We start from the raw sequence: 19,458 nt of genomic DNA on the forward strand, positions 1-19,458 counted from the left end.
CGGAAGGTGTGGGGTGCGATCGGAGTCCTCGGCATGTTCACCACGGGGGCCGGTAGCCGGTGGTCAGCCGACCCCTCTTGTGCCGCCACTTCGGCTCCGCGTCCACGGTCTTCGCCGTGATCGCACGGAGCCTGCGGACGACCGCCCCGTACGCGCCGCTGGCGGTGGCGGAGACCTTGGCGCCCGGCGGTTCGTCCATGAACGGCATGAACTTGTCGGGGAAGCCCGGCATGGTGCAGGCGATACAGATGCCGCCGACGTTCGGGCAGCCTCCGATGCCGTTCATCCAGCCGCGTTTGGGTACGTTGCACTTGACGACCGGGCCCCAGCAGCCGAGCTTGACCAGGCACTTGGGCGAATCGTAGGTCTGGGCGAACTCACCCTGCTCGTAGTAGCCGGCCCGGTCGCATCCCTCGTGCACGGTGGCGCCGAACAGCCAGGCCGGACGGAGCTTGTCGTCCAGCGGGATCATCGGAGCGGATCCCGCCGCCTGGTAGAGCAGGTACGTCAGGGTCTCCGAGAAGTTGTCCGGCTGGATCGGGCAGCCCGGCACGCACACGATCGGGATACCGGCCTTCGACTTCCAGTCCCAGCCGAGATAGTCGGGCAGGCCCATGGCCCCGGTCGGGTTACCGGCCATCGCGTGAATGCCGCCGTACGTGGCACAGGTGCCGATGGCGACGACCGCAAGGGCTTTGGGCGCCAGCCGGTCGATCCATTCGCTGGTGGTCATCGGCTGGCCGGTCTCCGGGTTGTCACCGAAACCGCACCAGTACCCCTCCGGCTTGATCGTCTCGTTCGGGATGGAACCCTCGACGACCAGGACGAAGGGATCGATCTCGCCGCGTTCGCCCTTGAAGAACCATTCGATGAACGTGTCCGCACCGCCCACGGGGCCGCATTCGAAGTCGATCAGCGGCCAGTGGACCTCGATCTTGGGCAGACCGGGCAGCGCACCGACGACGATCTCTTCGATGCTCGGCTGCATCGCGGCAGTCAGGGCCACCGAGTCGCCGTCACAGCTCAGCCCCGCGTTGATCCAGAGGATATGGATCGGGGACTCTTCTCCGGTGGCCGCAGCAGGTGCGTCCACCGTGTTCGACGTTGTTGCATCCATGAGGATGCCTCCCTGGAAAGAGACACACGAAGGCCGACATATCGACCTTCACTGTTCTTGGTACCAAGCGCCCGGTGCGAGTACGCCATGGTGTGCCGCCAGTCCGGTGACATCGGGCTCCCGGGTGGGCCGGTCCACTCCGGATCTGCCGGTCGAGGCCGGGGCGAGGTGCGACGGCCGGCCCGACGGAGGATCCTTGAGCACGAACGCACGCCGTAGTGCGTGATAGGGCGACCGAGGGTCGAAGAAGGTCCGCCGCATCACAGCCAGCTCCTCCTCCCGGTAGTGGGCCAGGGGTCTGTCGGCCTCGTCCCGGTCCCGTTCGGCCTTCTTCGCCGCGACCCGCGACGGTGCCGCAGGCGACGCGGCGAGACGGGCCGCCAGCCGGACGACCTCGCCCGCGAACGACTGCGCGTCGCAGTCGACCGTCCGGTCGGCCAGGCCGAGCCTCACAGCGGCCTCGGCGCTCACCGGCAGCGCCTTGCCGGTGAGGCGCTCCGCCGTGGCGGCCCCCACCCTGCGCGGCAGCGTGTACGTCCAGTACTCGGAGCCGTACAGCCCCATCAGACGGTAGTGCGGGTTCAGCACCGCCCCCGTCCTGCACCAGACCTCGTCCGCAGCCAGGGCGAGCATCACCCCGCCTGCGGCCGCGTTGCCGCCCACGGCGGAGACCACCAGCCGGTCGGTGGTGGTCAGCACGGCCTCCACGAGGTCGTCCATGGCGTTGATGTTGGCCCAGGACTCCTCGCCGGGGTCGGCGGCGGCCTCGATGACATTGAGGTGGATGCCGTTGGAGAAGAAGTCCCGGCCGCCTCCCAGTACCAGCACCGAGGTGGGCCGTCGGCAGGCCAGCCGGTAGGCGTCGTGCAGGCGTCGGCACTGCGCCGTGCTCATCGCACCGCCGGGGAAGGAGAACGAGAGGAAACCGGCCTGCCCCACCTCCCGATAGCCGATGTCGCTCCAGCTGTGTCGGCGCCCTTCCTCGTGCGGCGGGACAGGGTGCTCCGGCAGTGGGGGCAGACGCCCGGCGAGCGCCGTCACAGCGGGCAGTTTGAACGTGGCGGGTCCTCCCGGCCTGCGGCGGGGCCGAAGCTCGGGGATCCACACCGCGCCGTCGGTCGTCGCCCGGCAGACCGCCCCTGCCCGTACGGCCACCAGCTCGCCCGGCCTGCCGCGCAGTTCGTGCTCCGGGTGCCCCCCGTGCAGAAACCATTCGTCCCCTAGCAGTTCGTCGCGCACGCCGGGGTACGAGTCGGCGGCCCGCAGCTTGCGCAGGACCGCTTGTGTTGAGTCCGACTCCCAGTCGATGCGACGGTGCTCCTGGCGCAGGTACGGCCGCGCACGGATGCGCAACTCCTCATCCCCGCCGGTCTGCGGTCGAGGAACGTACGTACCGGACGAGAAGCGCTCGATGGCGAGGTGCACGGCCTGCAACGCGGCATCGGAGACTTCGTTGCGGTACAGGTCGCTCTTGCCCACCGGGTGCACCGGAAAGGCGGCCGATGCCCAGATGTCCCCGGCATCCATCTCCTCGTCGGCCTGCAGAACCGTCACGCCCCATGTGTCCGCGCCCTCATGGATGGCCCAGTCGAGTGAGGAGGGCCCGCGGTCGCCCGGGGGGCCGGGGTGGACGACGAGGCAGGTGTGTGCCGCCCAGACATCCCGGGGGATGGCGGTCTTCAGCAACGGGGCCAGAATGAGGTCGGGCGCGAACTCGCGAACAGCCCGCCGCAGCGACTCGTCGCGCACGGACGGCTCCGGAGCTGCGAGTTCCACCGCCACGGCGTGGCCCCGGTCCCTCAGTTCTGCGTGAACACGCTGAGTAAGGCTGTTGAACGCGCTCGCCACGAGCAGGATGTGCACAACGATCTCCCAACGCCGGCCAGATCCGGCTGCTTGCGATGGTGGGGCACTGCGGGCGGAGCTCCAGCGGCAACCGGCCGCGAAGTCACCCGAAAGCGAAAACATCGGCGACCACTCAGTGGAACCCGTACAGCAAGCCCCGCGCCCAGCGGATCGGAATGAACCGAGCAGCGACATGACGCAGAGCCGGGCGTTCGATACGAGCCCAAGTACGCACCCCACTGAGGCCGGTCGGGGCCGGTCGGCGTGATCCGCCCCGACGGCCTGTTATCTTTACGTGACTTCGCGCCGCAACTCTCAGTCACGCTTTGGCCTTTGCCGTGGTGGAGTCGGCGAGGGGGAAGCACGCGGCCGCCGTCTGGGCGTTTCGGTCCGATCAGCGGCCGCACGGCCTGAACTGAACCTGGGGATGCACATGCCATACACCGGCCGAGACGGATGACTCCGCCGCCCGCCTGACGCGGGCAGACGTCCGCAGGGCCCCGGGGGGCCGACCGAAACGGAGTGCGGCGGCGGACGAGCAATGACCACTACACGTGTACGGGCACGGTCGTAGTCTGCGGCCGGCCCGGCCTGTCATGGCTGGACGGAATGACACAGCACAACTTATTAAGCAGAACGACGCACGCCGCTCGGGCCGCACTGCACCCCGGGACGGGACGCCGGAAGCAGGCGAAACGACCGAGCCTGCGCCTGCTACGCAAACCGGACTATCCGCGCACGGGCCGGCGCGGATGGCGAAGATGGGTGCCCTCGTGGCGGCTGGTCGTGGGGTCGTTCCTGATATTCATCGCAACGCTCACGACCGTGGTGGGCATCGCCTACGCGCGCACGGACATCCCCAAGGACCTCAACGCGTTCGCCACCCAGCAGGACACCGTCTACTACTGGGCCGACGGGACCCCCATGGCCCGCACGGGCTGGGTGAGCCGCCAGGAGATGCCTCTGTCGAAGATTCCCGACGATGTCCGGTGGGCCGTACTGGCGGCCGAGAACGCCGACTTCTACTCGGACCACGGCATATCGACGCAGGGAATCACCCGCGCGCTGTGGCGCACGGTCGGCGAGGGAGACACCCAGGGCGGCTCGACCATCACCCAGCAGTACGTCAAGAACGTCTACCTCTCGCAGGACCAGTCCTTCTCCCGCAAGTTCACCGAGATGCTGCTCGCGGTCAAACTCGACCGTCGTGTGAGCAAGGACAAGATCCTTGAGGACTATCTCAACACCAGCTGGTTCGGCCGGGGCACCTACGGTCTCCAGCGCGCGGCCCAGGCCTACTACGGCAAGGAGGTCACCCAACTCAACGCCAGTGAGGGCGCGTTCCTCGCGTCGCTGCTCAAGGGGGCCTCGCTCTACGACCCCGCCATCAACCCCCACAACCACGCCCGCGCCGTCAAACGGTGGAAGTGGACACTGGACCGAATGGTGAAGATCGGCAAGCTGAGCCCGGCCGAGCGTGCCCGGTACACCACCTTTCCCGAACCGAAGCCCCCTCACAGGCCGAACAGCACTGCCGGGCAGGACGGTTACCTCGTTCAGCTCGCCGAGTCGTACGCCAAGCGTGCCGGACACATCTCCGACGCACGCTTCGACCTCGGCGGCTACCAGATCTACACAACGTTCGAGAAGCCGCGGATGACCGCCCTCACCCGGGCCGTGAAGGATGCGCGCAACACGCTCCATCCCGAGCAGCGCAAGGCCGACCGCCATGTCCGGTTCGGGGCCTCGTCCGTCGCCCCGGACGGCCGGATCCTCGCCGTGTACGGCGGACCGGACTTCGAGCGGCAGGCCTTCAACGAATCCAACGCGGGCACCGTCCCTGCCGGTTCGGCGTTCACCCCGTTCGTCTACGCCGCCGGCCTGGAGCACGGCATCTCACGCAAACGCAACGGGCCCCGGACCAGCGTAACGCCCTCGACCATGTACGACGGTGACGACGACATTCCGGTCATGACGCCCGAAGGTCCCTACTGGGACCGCAGCGGCAAGATGGTCAAGGGCCAGAACGACGGCGACCGCTCCTACGGCCGCATCAGTCTGCACGACGCCATGGCGAAGGCCGTGAACTCCCCGTTCCTCCAACTCGGTATGGATGCGGGACTGAAGCAGGTCCGCAGTACGGCCGAGGCATCCGGACTGCTCCCGTCCAGCTTCGGTCCACCCGTTCCCGCGTTCTCGATGGGCAACTCCACACCGAGCGCCATCCGGATGGCCGACGCGTACGGCATGTTCGCGGCCCACGGCGTGCACACCGATCCGTACTCGGTACGGAAGGTCACGCGCAACGGCGAGCCGATCCGGCTGGATCTGCCGCAGGCGAAGCGCGCCGTGCGGACCGCCGTCGCCGACGAGGTCACCGCAGCGCTCGCACGGCCCGGCGGGGCGAGCGGCACCGCCTACGCCTCACCGGTCGCTGCCAAAGCCGGAACCACCGAGGACGACACCGCGCGCTGGTACGTCGGTTACAACCGGGCCGCGTCCACGGCCGTCGTCGTGTACCGCATGGACCTGGCGAAGAGTCTGGCGCCACTGCCACTGAAGGGGCTCGGCGGCGAATCGGCGGCCGGCAAGAAGCTCTCGTCCCAGATCTGGAACACATACACGGAAGCCATGACGAAGTGACAGATACCAGAGAAAAATCTGCCGTTCGCCGAATACGGGCCCGCTTGACGCCCCGTATCGTCCTGGGGCTCGCGGCATGTGCGGTCGCGTCGGGTTCCGCGGCGCTCATCCCGCTGGCGTCCGACGAATCCTCGGACAACCGGACCCCTCAGCAGGGCACGAGCACCATCGCGGCGCCGACGCCGACCGCCCGGGAGCATCGCGGGGGTGACGGAAAGGAGGCGGAAGAGGAGAAGTGGGACGGGAAGGTCAAGATTCTGGGGGACGGTTCCACGTCCTACACCGGGCCGCAGCCCGGCCAGCTGAAGGCCGAGCGGCTCAAGCCGGGTGAGAAACCGCCCCAGTTCGTGGTGTTCTCGTGGGACGGTGCGCTCGAGGGCGACGATCGTATGTTCTCGCGCTTCCGTCGTGCGGCGAAGGAGAGCAATGCGCACATGACGTTCTTCCTCACCGGTATCTACCTGCTCCCGAAGGAGAAGAGGAACCTCTACGAGCCGCCCCAGCACAAGCCCGGAGCGGCCGCGATCTCCTACCCGACGCGCGAGCACATCCGCATGACGCTGGAACAGCTCGGCGGCGCCTGGCGGGAGGGCAACGAGATCGGGTCCCACTTCAACGGCCACTTCTGCGACAAGAAGGGCGGTGGGGACTGGAGTACGGACGAGTGGATGAGCGAGATCAACCAGTTCTACTCCTTCGTACAGAACTGGAAGACGAACACGGGCTTCAAGGACCTCGATCCGCTGCCCTTCGACCCCACTCGCGAGGTAGTCGGCGGACGTGCCCCCTGCCTCGAAGGCCAGAAGACCCTTCTGCCGGCGACCAAGCCATTCGGCTGGCGGTACGACGCGAGTTCCCCGGGAGACTTCCAGATCTGGCCGTCCAAGAAGAACGGCATCTGGGACCTCCCGCTGGAGATGCTGCCGTTCCCCGGCAAGGACTTCCAGGTGCTGTCCATGGACTTCAACTTCCTCTACAACCAGTCGGAAGGCAGCACCGAGGGCGACCCCGCGCAGTACCGGACGTGGCGCAAGGAGGCACGGGACTCCTACATCGCCGGATTCGAGCGGGTGTTCAACGGCAGCCGGGCACCGCTGTTCATCGGAAATCACTTCGAGGACTGGAACGGCGGGATCTACATGGATGCCGTCGAGGAAACCATGCGAGAGGTCTGCCCGCGCAAGGAGGTGCGCTGTGTGTCCTTCCGCGAACTGACCGACTGGCTCGATGCGCAGGACCCCAGGGTCCTCGCCCAGTGGCGGACACTCGATCCTGCCCAGCCGCCGAACTGGAAGCAGTAGGCGGATGAATGCGGAAAGCGGAGCTCCGGGTGAACAACTCGTATGACGAATCGTTCAGGCCGGGGCTCCGCCGTCCTGTGTGCACAGGCGTCGTCGACGCCCTCGGTCAGCCCGCCTTCTTGACGAACTCCGTGGTGTACGTCTTGGCGAGGTCCACCTTCGCGTTCTTCAGGTTCGGGTTGAAGGCCTTCAGGACCCGCTCGACGGTTGCGGGGCCGTCCGCGGGCATGACGCCGTCCGTGGTGAACATGGGCAGCGTGCTCTTGATCGCCTGTGCGTACAGAGCCTTGCCGCCGCCCTGTGCGTAATCGGCGGGCATCTTCGCGGCGATCTCGTCGGCGCTGTGCGTGGACATCCACTTCAGGGTCTTGACGAACGCGTTGGCCAGCTTCTGGACGGTGTCCTTGTGGCTGTTGACCCACTCGGTCTGCATGTAGAGGCTGGAGGACGGGTAGGGGCCGCCGAGCGCCTGCTGGGAGCCCTCGGGGGTCCGCATGTCGACGAGGACCTTGCCGAGCTTCTTGTCCAGGATGGTGGCGACGGTCGGGTCGGTGGTCATGCCGCCCTGGATGGAACCCTGCTGAAGCGCGGAGATGAACGTCTGCCCCGCTCCGACGGCCACGGGCGTGAATTCGCTGGTCTGCACGTCATTGCTCACGGCAAGGTACTTCGTCAGGAAGTCGGTCGAGGAGCCGAGACCCGTCACTCCGAGCTTCTTGCCCTTGAAGTCCTTCGCCGACTTGATGTCACCCGCCGCCTGGTTCGAGACGATCTCGACCTCGCCGGGAGCATGGGAGAACTGGACGACCGACTCGACGTGCTTGCCCTTCACCTGAAGGTCGAGGGTGTGGTCGTAGAAGCCCACCGTGCCCTGGACATCGCCGGAGACCAGTGCCGTCTCGGCCTGGACGCCCGCGGGCTCGGTGAGGAGCTGGACCGACACCCCCTCCTCCTTGAAGTAGCCGAGCCGCTCGGTGAGCATCGCGGGCAGGTAAATAACCTTGTCCAGGCCCCCGACCATGATCTTGACCTTGTCGTTCTTGTCACCGGAGGCCGAGGTCGAGTCACCACAGGCGGTCAGGGTGGTCAGGGCGAGCGCCCCTGCGACAGCGACGGCCGAGATCCGGGTGGATGTGCGCATCTGATTCACGTCCTTGTGAAGAAAAAGTCGGGTGTACGGGTGTGCGGCGGGCGTCAGCGGGCGGTGTCGGCGTCGGCCGGCTTCCAGCGGAAGAGCCGCTTTTCGAGGAAGGTCAGCAGGCCTTCGGCCAGCAGCGCGACGATCGCGAGGATGACCATCGCGGCGTAGACACCGGCGGCGTTGAACGTGCCCTGGGAGGCGGCGACCAGCAGTCCGAGCCCCTTGGTGGCACCGATGTACTCACCGACGATGGCGCCGATGAGCGCGAAGCCGAAGCTCACGTGCAGGCTGGTGAAGATCCACGACGTGGCCGAGGGGATGACCACCTGAAGGGTGACCTGCCGGTTGCTGGCACCCAGGATGCGGGAGTTGGCGACAAGGTTGCGGTCGACCTCCCTGGCTCCCTGGAAGGCGTTGAAGAAGACGGGGAAGAACACGAGGACGACCGCGGAGGCGACCTTCGAGGCCGGTCCGAGACCGAACCAGATGAGGAAGATCGGCGCGAGCACGATACGCGGCAGGGCGTTGAGCACCTTGATGTACGGGCCGAGGACATCGGCGGCGAACCGGACGCGTCCCAATGCGATTCCGAGCAGCACACCGGCGATCACACCGATGACCCAGCCGAGCAGCGCCTCGTAGAGCGTGTACCAGATCTGCTCCCACAAGGAGCCCTGGGCCGTGCCGTCGACGACCCAGGTGCGGATCTGGTCCCAGATCTTCGACGGCATGGAGAAGTTGAACGGGTCGATGACCGCGGTCCGGGCCAGCCACTCCCACAGCCCGATGACCGCGATGAGCACCGCGACCCGGCTCCCGAGCACGAGGAACTTGCGGTTCCGGGCGGCCCGCGCCCGGGCTTGGGTCCGTTCGGTCTTGGTGACGGGGGCGCTCGCGGTGATGGTTTCAGGCGACATTGAACGCACCCCTCTCGCGGGTGATACGGACCTCTTCACCGAGCGAGGACCAGATCTCCCGGTAGATCTCGATGAACCGGGGTTCCAGACGCACCTGCTCGACCTTGCGGGGGCGGGGCAGGTCGATCTCGAAGACCTCCTTGATCGTGGCCGGTCCCGCGGTCATGACCACGACCTTGTCGGCCAGCGCGATGGACTCCTCCAGGTCATGGGTGACGAAGACGACGGAGGCGCCGGTGCCGGCCCACAGCTCCAGCAGTTCGTCCGACATCAGGGCCCTGGTCTGCACGTCGAGTGCGGAGAAGGGTTCGTCCATGAGCAGGATCTCGGGGTCGTTGACGAAGGTGGCCGCGAGGGCGACCCGCTTGCGCTGGCCGCCGGACAGCTGGTGGGGATAACGGTCCTCGAAGGAGGAAAGACCGACCCGGGCGAGCCATTCCCTGGCCCGCTCCTTCGCCTCGGGCTTCGGCACGCCGCGGAAGCGGGGCCCAGCCATCACGTTGGAAAGGACGGTCCGCCAGGGGAAGACCGCGTCCTGCTGGAAGACGAAGCCGACCTTGTCGCCGATGCCGCGCACCGGCTCGCCGCCGACCAGCACCTCGCCCTCGGTGGGCTCTTCCAGACCGCTGACCAGGGTCAGCGTGGTCGACTTGCCGCATCCGGTGGGGCCGACCACGGCGACGAATTCGCCGCGCCCGATCGTGAGGTCCAGATCTCGTACGGCGGTGTGGAGCGTCCCCGACGGAGTCCGGAACGCTTTGCTCGCCCCCCGCAGCTCGATGGCGGGGCTCGTATCGCTGTTCATGGAGCGGGACGCTAAGTGCGGCGCGCGGACCTGGGCACCCTTGCGCTCACAACTCCTGCTTCTGCCCATAACCCGCGGTTCTGCTCGTTTTGCTCGCGCTGTGACAACGAATGCGACACGAAGACTGGTCATCGGCGTCGGTGACGTTTACGTTGCGTTCACACAAGGACGAAACGGAGCATCAGGTTCCTGGCCGGCGGAAGGCAGAGGTCGAAGCACATGCGGATTCACTGGCCCCGCCGTGTCTTCGCCCAGGTCCTGCTCACCCAGGTGGCCATCACCACCGGCGTGATCATGCTCGTCACCGGACTCTTCCTCGCGCCCCTCAGCCACCAGCTCGACAACCAGGCGATGCACCAGGCGCTGTCCATCGCCCAGACCACCGCCGCCGAACCCGGTCTGGTGCGCAATCTGACGAGCACCGACCCCAGCCCCTCCGGACCCGTGCAGGCCGAGGCGGAGCGGATCCGGCGGGCCACCGGGGCGCTCTACATCGTGGTCATGGACACCCGCGGAGTGCGCTGGTCGCACACCGACACCGCGCAGATCAGCCGGCACGTCTCGACCGATCCCAGCACGGCTCTGGGCGGCCGGGAGATCATGCAGATCGACAACGGAACCCTGGGCCGCTCGGCACGCGCGAAAGTCCCCCTGCGCGACGGGAACGGGACCATCGTGGGCGCCGTCTCGGTCGGCATCGCCTACGACAGCGTCCATGAGCGGCTCCTCGGGGCCATTCCCGGTCTGCTGCTCTACTCCGGAGCGGCGCTCGCCGTGGGTGTACTGGCCGCCCTGGCCGTCTCGCGGCGGCTACAGCGCAGCACCCATGGACTTGCCTTCGGCGACATCTCCGCGTTGCTGGACGAGCGCGAGGCCATGCTGCACAGCATTCGCGAGGCCGTTCTCGCCCTCGACGCCCAGGGCCGGATCCGGTTGCTCAACGACGAGGCGCAGCGTCTGCTGGAGCTGGACCAGGACGCCGTCGGACGGGCGCTGGGCGAGGTGTTGCCCCCGGGCCGTACGACGGAGGTGCTGGCGGGACGGGTCGATGGCGACAATCTGATCACCGTCTGCAATGGACGCGTGCTGATCGCCAACCGTATGCCCACCGGTGACGGCGGAGCCGTCGTCACCCTGCGCGACCGTACCGAGCTGGAGTTGCTCGGCCGTGAACTGGACTCCACGCACGGCCTGCTGGATGCGATGCGCGCCCAGGACCACGAGCACGCCAACCGGCTGCACACCCTGCTCGGGCTGCTGGAACTCGGGAGGCACGATGCCGCGGTGGAGTTCGTCGCGGAGGTGGCCAATGGTCACCGGGCATCGGCGGAGCAGGTCGCGGAACGCGTCAACGATCCTCTGCTGTCGGCGCTGTTGGTCGGCAAGTCGGCCATCGCGGCGGAGCGGGGCGCCTCCTTGCGCATCTCACCGGCCACCCGGCTCCCGGACGTGGTGGTGGACCCGCGCGATCTGGTGACCGTCCTCGGCAACCTCATCGACAACGCACTGGACGTCGCGTCGCTCATCGAGGTCGAGCTTCTCGCCGAGGGCACCACCGCGGTCCTGCGGGTCAGTGACAACGGTCCCGGGGTACCTCCCGGCATGCGCGAGCAGATCTTCACCGAGGGCTGGTCCACCAAGGAGTCACCCGCGCATCGCGGACGCGGTCTGGGGCTGGCGCTGGTGCGCCGGCTGGCCGAGCGCTACGGTGGCGCGGCCCGTGTCACGGCCCGGGCCGGCGGTGGTGCGGTCTTCACCGTCGTCCTGCCAGAGGCACTCAGCGTCCGGCCGCTGTCCGAAGTGGGAGAGTTGCGATGATCGATGTCCTGGTGGTGGACGACGACTTCCGTGTTGCCGAGATCAATGCCGCATATGTCGCCAAGGTCCCCGGCTTCCGTGTCATCTCACGCGCACACACCGCCGCGCAGGCGCTCGCCTTCCTGGAGCGTGACCATGTCGACCTCGTGCTTCTCGATCACTATCTGCCGGACGAGACGGGGCTGACACTTGTACGGCGGCTGCGCCAGCTGGGCCACCCGGCCGATGTGATCATGGTGACCGCGGCCCGTGATGTGTCGACCGTCCAGACCGCCATGCGGTACGGCGCCCTGCAGTACCTGGTCAAGCCGTTCAGCTTCGCCGGTCTGCGGTCCAAGCTGGAGAGTTACGCGGCCCTGCGCCGCACCCTCGAAGGCATGGGAAACGGCCGCGGCGAGGCGGGACAGGAACAGGTCGACCAGATCTTCGGCGCCCTTCGCACCGCGGATTCCGGTCCCGCGGCAGCCCTGCCCAAGGGCCACTCCGCACCCACGGCCGACGTCATCCGCCATGTCCTGTCGGCCGCCGACGAGCCACTGTCCGCCCATGAGGTCGCCGCCCGTGCCGGGCTGAGCCGCTCCACCGCCCAGCGATACCTCAAGTACCTGGAGGGCGCGGGCCGCATCAGCCTCAGCCTCAAGTACGGCGACACCGGCCGGCCCGAACACCGTTACGCGTGGGCGAAGGCGAGCTGAGCAGCGTACGGGCCGCAGCCGATCTCAGCCGTTCGGCTGCTCTCCCTGGGCGATCTCCACGTTGCGGTGCAGGTCGTGCACACCGGCCGCCACCCCGACGAGCGAGGCGGTCATCATGCAGAGGAGCAGGGCGCCGACCGCGGCGAGCGTTCGACGGCTGTGAGGCTTCGGGGCACGCATGAGGGCCGCGACGCGCTGCGGCACCGGTCCGGACGTGGCCGCGGGGGCGAAGGACGGCCGGTGAGCCTGTGCCGCACGGGTGGCCAGCGCCGCGCGGCCGATCGCGCGAGCCGTCAGACACCGGTCCCCGGTCACCGCAGCGGCGGCTTCGTCGGCCGCGCGCTCCGCGGACATCTGGATGGCGTCGCGCGCCGCCCGCAGGCCGGGGTGACAGTGAGCGGCGAGTTCGGCCAGCGCGAGGCAGTAGTGGTGACGGCCGTCGAGATGTGCGCGTTCGTGCGCGAAGAGGGCTTCACGTTCCGCGGGATCCAGGCTGCGCAGCATCCCCGTGGTGACCACGATCCGGCTCGGCCGCCCCGGAAGCGCATAGGCATCGGGGCGGGGTGTGTCGATGATGCAGAGGTCGCCCGCGGTGTAACGGGTATCGGCCTGGCTCTTCGCCCTGCGGAGGGCGGCTGTCTGACGGAGGGCCGACCGCAGGATGTTCCACGTACAGACGCCGAGGGCGCCCAGGGAGAGCGCGGCCGAGGGCATCAACAACACGTTGGGAGCGGCGTCGAACGGGTGGATCAGTGCGCCGATCGCCGCGACCGCGGGTTCCTTCAGCAGCCCGGAAAGCATGAGCGCCCCCAGCGCGGCCAGGGAACACCCGGCAAGGACCACCGTCGTCACGGTGAGCGACACCAGGGCGGCGACCGGGGTCAGCCGATCGACCGCGATCCGTGTCAGCGGTGGCAGGCCGAAGGCGAGAACGACGGGGACAAGAAGAAACAGAATCACAGCGAGCCGTCCTCCAGCGGTGCGCGCGGAGGACGTTCGTCCTCGATGCCGAATTCTGCGACGAGGCATGCCGCCGCGATCTCCTGGTCGGTGTCCCCTGCGGCACCCCGCGGAGCTGCCGTCGCGCCGGGTACCGGCTCTCCCGAACGCCGACGTCCGGCCTTGCTGTCGGTCATGGGAACGCTCCTCGTCCCGGCTGCTTGTCCCCAGCAGGGTAGACCGACTACAGAGATGTAGTCATACTGGTGCGACCGCTCGACGCGGGCCAGGAACGACGGGCGTCCGCGCGAAGCGGCTCAGTCCCGGCGCTGCTCCGCCAGCAGCTGAAGCAGCAACTCCTCGTCCTGCGAGGGAAGTTCGGAGACGAAGCGGGCGAGCACGGCCGCACGGTCGGCGCCGCCGTCGAGGAGGGAGCGCATTTGGTCGGCGGTATGACCGGCCTGATCGTCGACCGGCGCATAGGCGTAGCCCCGGCCCGCGCGCTCCCGCGTCAGCACACCCTTGTCGAAGAGTCTGACGAGGATGGTCAGCACCGTGGTGTGCGCCAGCTCCCCCGGTAGCTGTTCATTCACCTGGGCCGCGGTCAGGGGCACGCCCGCGCCCCAGAGAGCGGCCAGAACCTCGCCTTCGAGCTCCCCCGCAGCCCTGCGACGCTTCTCCCGCGTCGGCCTGCGCCCCGCCTCGCCCACTCCTCACACTCCAAATCCGCACACGCGCCCCGGCTCCGAAACACGATGGCACGAGTCGACAATCTACCGCTTCGCGCACAGCCCGAGCGGACCCACGGATTCGACCACCCGCCCCGCCTCCCGGCGAACTACTACACGCTGTAGAGTTCCGCGCATTCACCGGCGTACGGGAAGCAGGTCCTACGTGTCGTACCTCGACAATGCGACGGAGGCGGGCGACGGCCCCGTTGTGATCATCTCCGCGAGTGTGGGGGCCGGTCACGACGGTGCCGCGGCGGAGCTCGCGCGTCGTCTGCGCGTCAGTGGCGTCCGCGTGGAGCTGCACGATTTCCTGGATCTGATGCCGGGTCGGCTGGGCCCGCTCCTCAGCAGTGCCTACCACCGGATGCTGACTCACGCCCCCTGGGGCTATCAGCGCGTGTACGCCGCCACCGAACACCGCGACGGAGGCGGCCGGTTCACCACGACACTGCTGCGTGCGGCGGAGTCCCGGATGCTCGCGGTTCTGCCCCCGGACACCCGGGCGGTCGTCTCCACCTATCCGCTCGCCAGCCAAGTACTGGGCGCGCTGCGCAGAAGCGGGCGCCTGGCCGTGCCGGCACTCACGTATCTGACGGACTTCTCGGTCCATTCCACCTGGGTCGCAAGGGGCATCGACCTCCATCTGGCCACGCACACCGTGCCGGCCCGACAGGCAAGAGCCGTGGGGGCCCGCCATGTACTGGCCACCGGTCCCCTCGTCGCCTCCGGCTTCGCTCCCCCCGCGCCCGGTCGGCGTTCCGCCGCGCGCGATCGATTCTCACTGCCCCTTCAGGGGCCGCTGGCACTCCTGGTCGCCGGTTCCTGGGGGGTGGGCGATGTCGTCGGCGCAGCGCAGGAGGTGCGCGATGCCGGCGGGGTCACGCCCGTGGTGGTGTGCGGCCGCAACAGCGGCCTCGCCGTCCAGCTGCGCGAGGCAGGGATCGAGCACGTCTTCGAATGGGTCGAGGACATGCCGACGCTGATGCGGGCCGTCGACGTGCTGGTGCAGAACGCCGGTGGGCTCACCTCACTCGAAGCACTGGCCAGCGGGGTGCCCGTCGTCTCCTACAACTGCATACCGGGACATGGCCGAACCAACGCCGCCGCTCTCGAAGAAGCCGGTCTGGCCCCGTGGATACGCACAGCGGACCGGCTGAGACCCACCCTCTCCGCACTTGTCTCCGGACCGGCCCGGACGCGGCAGCAGGAGGCCGGCCTGGCCCTGTTCCACCACCCGGTCGGCCCGCGCCCCGAAGCAGCCGTGCTCGCAGCAGTCCCCCGGTCGTCGGCCGCCGACGCAACGGCGGTACGGCGGGCAGCGGCGGCCACCACCGGCTACGGCGCTCTGCGCAGAAGGGGCCCGGCCGCCGTGCTCGTCGCAGCCGCGGTCGCAGCAATGGGGCTGGCGGTCCCGGAGACCACCGAGGCAGCGATCCTCCACAGCAGCCACGAGCTCGTACATGCGCTCGACCGTTGACCGACCAGCCTTCCGCACCAGGGGAGCTTCGATGTCATCTTCCGCCAACACCGCACTCCGCATGGGGCGTTACGCCCTTCCCGCCCTGGCGGCGATGCAGTGCGCTCCCGCTCTGACCGCACTGGGGCCGCTGCGCACGAAGCTGTTGCCACGGCTATCGGGGGCCGGCCGGCCCGATCACGTCGCGCTGACCTTCGACGACGGGCCGGACCCGCTGTCCACCCCCTTCTTCCTGCGCCTTCTGGACGCCCACGGCATCCGTGCCACGTTCTTCGTCCTGGGCTCGATGAGCCGACGCTCCCCCGGCCTGCTGCGTGACATGGCGGCGGCCGGACATGAGATCGGTATCCACGGATGGCACCACCGGCCGCTCCCGTTGCGCGGGCCGAAGGCCACCTTCGGCGAACTGCGGCGCGCACGCGACTTCGTCGCGGACGTCACCGGAGAGATGCCTCGGCTCTTCCGGCCTCCGTACGGAGCAATGAGCACCGCAGCACACCTCGCCACCCTAAACCTGGGACTCACTCCGGTTCTCTGGACCACCTGGGGCCGCGACTGGACCCGGCAGGCAACCGCCGAATCCGTCCATCGCACCGTCATCGCGCGGTTGAGCGGCGGGGGCACCATCCTGCTGCACGACAGCGACGTGACCTCCGCGCCCGGCGCCTGGCGCTCCGCACTCGGCGCACTCCCCATGATCATCGATACCTGCGGCGAACGGGGGCTGCGGATCGGACCGCTGCGTTCGCACACCCCTTGCTGAACGGAGCGCGACTGGTAGCGTTCGCCCATATCGTCCCAGCCGACCGGTGCGCCATCCGATGCGACAAGGGCTGATGCATGAACCGAGACGAGACGAATAGTCCGCCCCCCGGCCAACTTCCCGCTGATGAGCTGCCGTTGGGGGCATCCCGGACGAGTCCGCAGGACGCGCCGCTCGTGGAGCTCACCCCCGCCGCCGCCGATCTGGTACGTCGACTGCGAGAGGCCCATGGCCCGTTGATGTTCCACCAGTCGGGCGGCTGCTGCGACGGCAGTTCGCCCATGTGTTACCAGTACGGAGAATTCCGTACCGGCGGCTCCGACGTGCTGCTGGCCTCGCTCGATGTCGACGGAGTGGCGGAGAGTGTCCCGTTCTGGATGTCGAAGAGTCAGTTCGAGCTGTGGGCGCACACCCGCCTGATCGTCGATGTGGTGGAGGGTCGGGGCGGTGGTTTCTCTCTGGAGGCTCCGGAGGGGGTGCGGTTCCTGATCCGGTCCCGGCTCGTCGGACGTTGAGGCGGCAACGCATACCGCGGGTTTGCCGTAACGGCAAGAATTCTTGTGGGCGAGATGGCCGTGGCCGAATGATCGTGGCACAGGTGGCGCCGATGGGCGAGTCGCTCCCGGCCGGGTAACCCCCGCGTCGACGGCCACCGCACGAGAATCGGCCGCATCCGCGAGGAGAAAGACATGCCGCCCACCGACTTTCCCGCCGCTCCGCTGCCGGATGCCGTCCACCGGCTGGTGAAAGTGCCCGAAGGCCGTATCCACCTGGTGGAACAGGGCACCGGCCCGCTGGTCCTGCTGGTCCACGGCTTCCCCGAGTCGTGGTACTCGTGGCGCCACCAGCTTCCGGCCCTTGCCGCGGCAGGATTTCGTGCGGTCGCCATCGATGTACGCGGCTACGGGCGCTCGTCGAAGCCCGGCGATGTGGAGGCGTACCGAATGCCGGCCCATGTCGCGGACAACGTCGGTGTCGTGCATGCGCTCGGTGAACGGAGCGCGACGATCGTGGGCCACGACTGGGGTTCGACCATCGCCGCCGGCAGCGCGCTGCTCATGCCCGATGTCTTCACCTCCGTGGCACTGCTCAGCGTCCCGTACGCGCCGCGGAACGGTCACCGGCCGAGCGACGTCCTCAGCCGTATCGGAGGTGCCGAGGAGTTCTACGTCAGTTACTTCCAGTCCCCGGGACGGGCCGAGGCGGAGATCGAGCCCGATGTGCGCGGCTGGCTGGCCGGGTTCTACGCCGGACTCTCCGCCGACACGATGCCTTCGGACGGTGAGGGCAGTCTCTTCTTCGTCCCGCCGGGGGCACGGCTCCGCGACCGGTTCGCCGCCGACCCCCTCCCTGCGTGGCTGAGCGAGGCCGATCTCGATTTCTACGCGGCGGAGTTCGAGCGGACCGGCCTGGCGGGGGCGCTCAACAGGTATCGCAATGTCGACCGGGACTGGGAAGACCTCGCCGCCTGGGACGGTGCGCCGATCATCCAGCCCTCGCTGTTCATCGGGGGAGAGCTCGACGCGTCGACCACCTGGATGGCCGATGCCATCGAGAGCTTCCCCCAGACCCTTCCCGGTCTGGTGTCCTCCCACGTCCTGCCGGGGTGCGGGCACTGGATCCAGCAGGAGCGCGCCGCCGACGTCAATCGCCTGCTCACTGAATGGCTGCGCTCCCCGCAGGTGCGCGCCACCCGGTGAGCCGCATCCGGCCCACGGTCACTCCGTGTCCCGGACCGCCACGATGCCGTTGAACACACCCACGTACGCCGTCCCGTCGGGACCGATCGCGATCGGCGCCCAGTTGTTGTCGTACGAGGGGCCGGTGCCGGTGAGCTTCTTCCAACGGCGTTCGCCGGTGCGGAAGTCCACGGCGGTGAGGTACCCGCCGTCGGTGCCGAGGCTGTTGGGCTCCTTCTCGTAGAAGCACAACAGACCGTTGGCGGTGGAGACTTCGGGCACGGTCGAGGGTGACCGGACGGCGCTCTGCCACACGGTGTCGCAGCCGCTGCCGTCGGCCCGCACATCGATCCGGGTGACGCCGCCCACGACGATCCCCGCACCCTCGACACGCCGGCCGAGTACAAGCTCCCGCTGCCTGACCAGGCGGTGTCCTGGCGCCCTGGGGATCTCGCCCGCCGAGGCAGCGGTGCCCGGCGTCAGGCGAGACAGCCGTCCTCGCACTGCGGGTTGGAGCAGGACCCAGGGCGCAGCAGCCGCTCGGCGATCTCATGAGCGCTCCAGAGATGCCTACCGCCCCGTCCTTCTCGCGGCAGCGTTCTCCAGGTCCTTGGCGTGGTACGGGTCCTGGCGCCAGGCCCTCTTCCGGCCAGCCCGCCGGTCCGTCGGTGTCACCTCGGACCTTTTCATCCCCACACACCGGCCGTCCCCGGATGACGGCATCGCGCTGCCGACCCTTCAGGACGATCATCTTCTGTTCGTGAGGCCGACCCTGATCCGCCCTGTTCCGGATCGTCTCCGATTGATTCCCGCGGGCACGGAAGCCCGCGCCCGGCATCCGAGCAGTTCGCGTGTCCGCGCCCCTGGGGCCCCGGTCACCGAACGGGCTGCGGAAGTCAGGGCTTGAGGCTGCTGACGACATCGGCCGTGGCCGTCAGGCCGTTCTGAATGGTCGGCGCCATGCTCGTACCCGCGAGGAAGAACCCGAGCATGGCGCAGACCAGCGCGTGCGAGATCTTCAGGCCCCCGTTGCGGAGGAAGATCACCGCAAGGATCAGCAGAAGCAGCACCAGTGAGATCGAAATGGCCATGGCCAACCTCCTCCGCCGCGCCGGAATGCGGCATTCGGCCGCCAGTGTGGCGTAGCGGAGAGGCCATCCGGCGGACTGGCATGTCCGCCATATGGGTGTTGACTGGCTGTCACGGTCCGGACGGCGCGCCCGCGTCCGGTCAGCCGTCAAGGCGAGCAGCCTCGGTCCTGGCGCCCCTGTCATGTGTGCGCAGGAAGTGTTCGAGCCCTGCCAGGTCGTCGGTGTTGAGGTGGTCGACCCCGGCGGCCGGCAGTTCGGTCCATACGGCGTCCCGCTCCGGTCCCGGGACGTCGGGCGTGGCGGAGACGGACGCGTCGGCCGCTTCGGTGGGCCGTGGCGACGAGCGAGCACAGTTTGTCCCGTTCGGCCACGGGGAAGGGGCCTGCGCCGTGTCGTCGCCCAGGACCTTGGGCAAAATCGCCGGATCCGTGACCGTAGCCCTCACTCCGCGAAGCGATGCGGTGGGCCCGCACCTGGAAGTGTCCCGGCGGGCCCA

At 68.5% G+C, this 19,458-nt stretch carries 17 protein-coding genes and 2 pseudogenes; 8 read left to right on the forward strand and 11 right to left on the reverse strand.

All coding sequences use genetic code 11. The features are described 5' to 3' along the window. Nucleotides 1-37: 37 nt before the first annotated feature. Nucleotides 38-1,117: a hydrogenase expression protein HypE gene (locus OG609_RS02490; RefSeq protein ID WP_093897375.1), complete on the reverse strand. Its 1,080-nt coding sequence runs from the start codon at nt 1,115-1,117 to the stop codon at nt 38-40. Between the two features lie 48 nt (nt 1,118-1,165). Further along, the gene (locus tag OG609_RS02495) at nt 1,166-2,980 is read right to left on the reverse strand and encodes a hydrogenase maturation protein (protein ID WP_327271227.1); all 1,815 of its coding nucleotides are present in this window, start codon (nt 2,978-2,980) and stop codon (nt 1,166-1,168) included. A gap of 591 nt (nt 2,981-3,571) precedes the next feature. Between OG609_RS02495 and OG609_RS02500 the strand changes: the two genes are divergently transcribed. Both OG609_RS02500 and OG609_RS02505 read left to right on the forward strand, forming a co-directional pair. Continuing rightward, on the forward strand, nt 3,572-5,605 hold the full coding sequence (locus tag OG609_RS02500) for a transglycosylase domain-containing protein (protein WP_327271228.1): 2,034 nt from the start codon (nt 3,572-3,574) through the stop codon (nt 5,603-5,605). Nucleotides 5,606-5,649: 44 nt separating this feature from the next. Continuing rightward, complete coding sequence (locus OG609_RS02505) at nt 5,650-6,906, forward strand: hypothetical protein (RefSeq protein WP_327271229.1); 1,257 nt, start codon at nt 5,650-5,652, stop codon at nt 6,904-6,906. A 106-nt stretch (nt 6,907-7,012) separates the two neighbouring features. Here the strand turns inward: OG609_RS02505 and OG609_RS02510 are convergent, their stop codons facing one another. Genes OG609_RS02510 through OG609_RS02520 form a run of 3 tightly spaced genes read right to left on the reverse strand, consistent with a single transcriptional unit; the run spans nt 7,013 to nt 9,769 of the window. Further along, on the reverse strand, nt 7,013-8,047 hold the full coding sequence (locus tag OG609_RS02510; protein ID WP_327271230.1) for an ABC transporter substrate-binding protein: 1,035 nt from the start codon (nt 8,045-8,047) through the stop codon (nt 7,013-7,015). Nucleotides 8,048-8,100: 53 nt separating this feature from the next. Then, the gene (locus OG609_RS02515) at nt 8,101-8,964 is read right to left on the reverse strand and encodes an ABC transporter permease (protein WP_327271231.1); all 864 of its coding nucleotides are present in this window, start codon (nt 8,962-8,964) and stop codon (nt 8,101-8,103) included. Next, on the reverse strand, nt 8,954-9,769 hold the full coding sequence (locus OG609_RS02520) for an ABC transporter ATP-binding protein (RefSeq protein ID WP_327271232.1): 816 nt from the start codon (nt 9,767-9,769) through the stop codon (nt 8,954-8,956). Before OG609_RS02520 ends, OG609_RS02515 begins: the two co-directional genes overlap by 11 nt. 219 nt (nt 9,770-9,988) lie before the next feature. On the opposite strand from OG609_RS02520, the gene OG609_RS02525 reads away from it, so the two are divergent. Together OG609_RS02525 and OG609_RS02530 are read left to right on the forward strand one after the other, a co-directional pair. Next, the gene (locus OG609_RS02525; protein WP_327271233.1) at nt 9,989-11,587 is read left to right on the forward strand and encodes a sensor histidine kinase; all 1,599 of its coding nucleotides are present in this window, start codon (nt 9,989-9,991) and stop codon (nt 11,585-11,587) included. After that, nucleotides 11,584-12,282, forward strand: coding sequence for a response regulator (locus tag OG609_RS02530; protein WP_327271234.1), 699 nt, complete (start codon nt 11,584-11,586; stop codon nt 12,280-12,282). The genes OG609_RS02525 and OG609_RS02530 overlap by 4 nt, the downstream gene beginning before the upstream one ends. A 24-nt stretch (nt 12,283-12,306) precedes the next feature. Here OG609_RS02530 and OG609_RS02535 read toward each other — a convergent pair whose 3' ends face one another. The 3 genes from OG609_RS02535 to OG609_RS02545 form a co-directional block, all read right to left on the reverse strand. After that, nucleotides 12,307-13,242, reverse strand: coding sequence for a M56 family metallopeptidase (locus OG609_RS02535; protein WP_327271235.1), 936 nt, complete (start codon nt 13,240-13,242; stop codon nt 12,307-12,309). Continuing rightward, a complete protein-coding gene (locus OG609_RS02540; protein WP_327271236.1) occupies nt 13,239-13,418 on the reverse strand; it encodes a hypothetical protein in 180 nt (59 codons plus the stop codon). Before OG609_RS02540 ends, OG609_RS02535 begins: the two co-directional genes overlap by 4 nt. Nucleotides 13,419-13,538: 120 nt before the next feature. Further along, nucleotides 13,539-13,931 carry a BlaI/MecI/CopY family transcriptional regulator gene (locus OG609_RS02545; RefSeq protein ID WP_327271237.1) on the reverse strand — a complete coding sequence of 131 codons (393 nt, stop codon included), beginning with the start codon at nt 13,929-13,931 and terminating at the stop codon, nt 13,539-13,541. Nucleotides 13,932-14,115: 184 nt separating this feature from the next. On the opposite strand from OG609_RS02545, the gene OG609_RS02550 reads away from it, so the two are divergent. From OG609_RS02550 to OG609_RS02565, 4 genes are all read left to right on the forward strand, one after another. Beyond that, nucleotides 14,116-15,429: an MGDG synthase family glycosyltransferase gene (locus tag OG609_RS02550; RefSeq protein WP_327271238.1), complete on the forward strand. Its 1,314-nt coding sequence runs from the start codon at nt 14,116-14,118 to the stop codon at nt 15,427-15,429. Nucleotides 15,430-15,460: 31 nt separating this feature from the next. Continuing rightward, complete coding sequence (locus OG609_RS02555) at nt 15,461-16,192, forward strand: polysaccharide deacetylase family protein (RefSeq protein WP_327271239.1); 732 nt, start codon at nt 15,461-15,463, stop codon at nt 16,190-16,192. A 176-nt stretch (nt 16,193-16,368) separates the two neighbouring features. Further along, the gene (locus OG609_RS02560; protein ID WP_327271240.1) at nt 16,369-16,707 is read left to right on the forward strand and encodes a DUF779 domain-containing protein; all 339 of its coding nucleotides are present in this window, start codon (nt 16,369-16,371) and stop codon (nt 16,705-16,707) included. A 174-nt stretch (nt 16,708-16,881) separates the two neighbouring features. Then, entirely contained in the window at nt 16,882-17,892 is a 1,011-nt protein-coding gene (locus OG609_RS02565) for an alpha/beta fold hydrolase (protein ID WP_327271241.1), read from the forward strand. 18 nt (nt 17,893-17,910) lie between these two features. On the opposite strand, the pseudogene OG609_RS02570 reads toward OG609_RS02565, so the two are convergent. The 3 genes and pseudogenes from OG609_RS02570 to OG609_RS02580 all read right to left on the reverse strand — a co-directional run. After that, nucleotides 17,911-18,243, reverse strand: a pseudogene (locus tag OG609_RS02570) (hypothetical protein); the annotation flags it as partial. 524 nt (nt 18,244-18,767) lie between these two features. Continuing rightward, the gene (locus OG609_RS02575) at nt 18,768-18,962 is read right to left on the reverse strand and encodes a hypothetical protein (RefSeq protein ID WP_327271242.1); all 195 of its coding nucleotides are present in this window, start codon (nt 18,960-18,962) and stop codon (nt 18,768-18,770) included. A gap of 139 nt (nt 18,963-19,101) precedes the next feature. Next, nucleotides 19,102-19,351, reverse strand: a pseudogene (locus OG609_RS02580) (hypothetical protein); the annotation flags it as partial. Nucleotides 19,352-19,458 lie beyond the last annotated feature (107 nt).

It is taken from the genome of Streptomyces sp. NBC_01224 (assembly GCF_036002945.1).
Classification (GTDB): domain Bacteria; phylum Actinomycetota; class Actinomycetes; order Streptomycetales; family Streptomycetaceae; genus Streptomyces.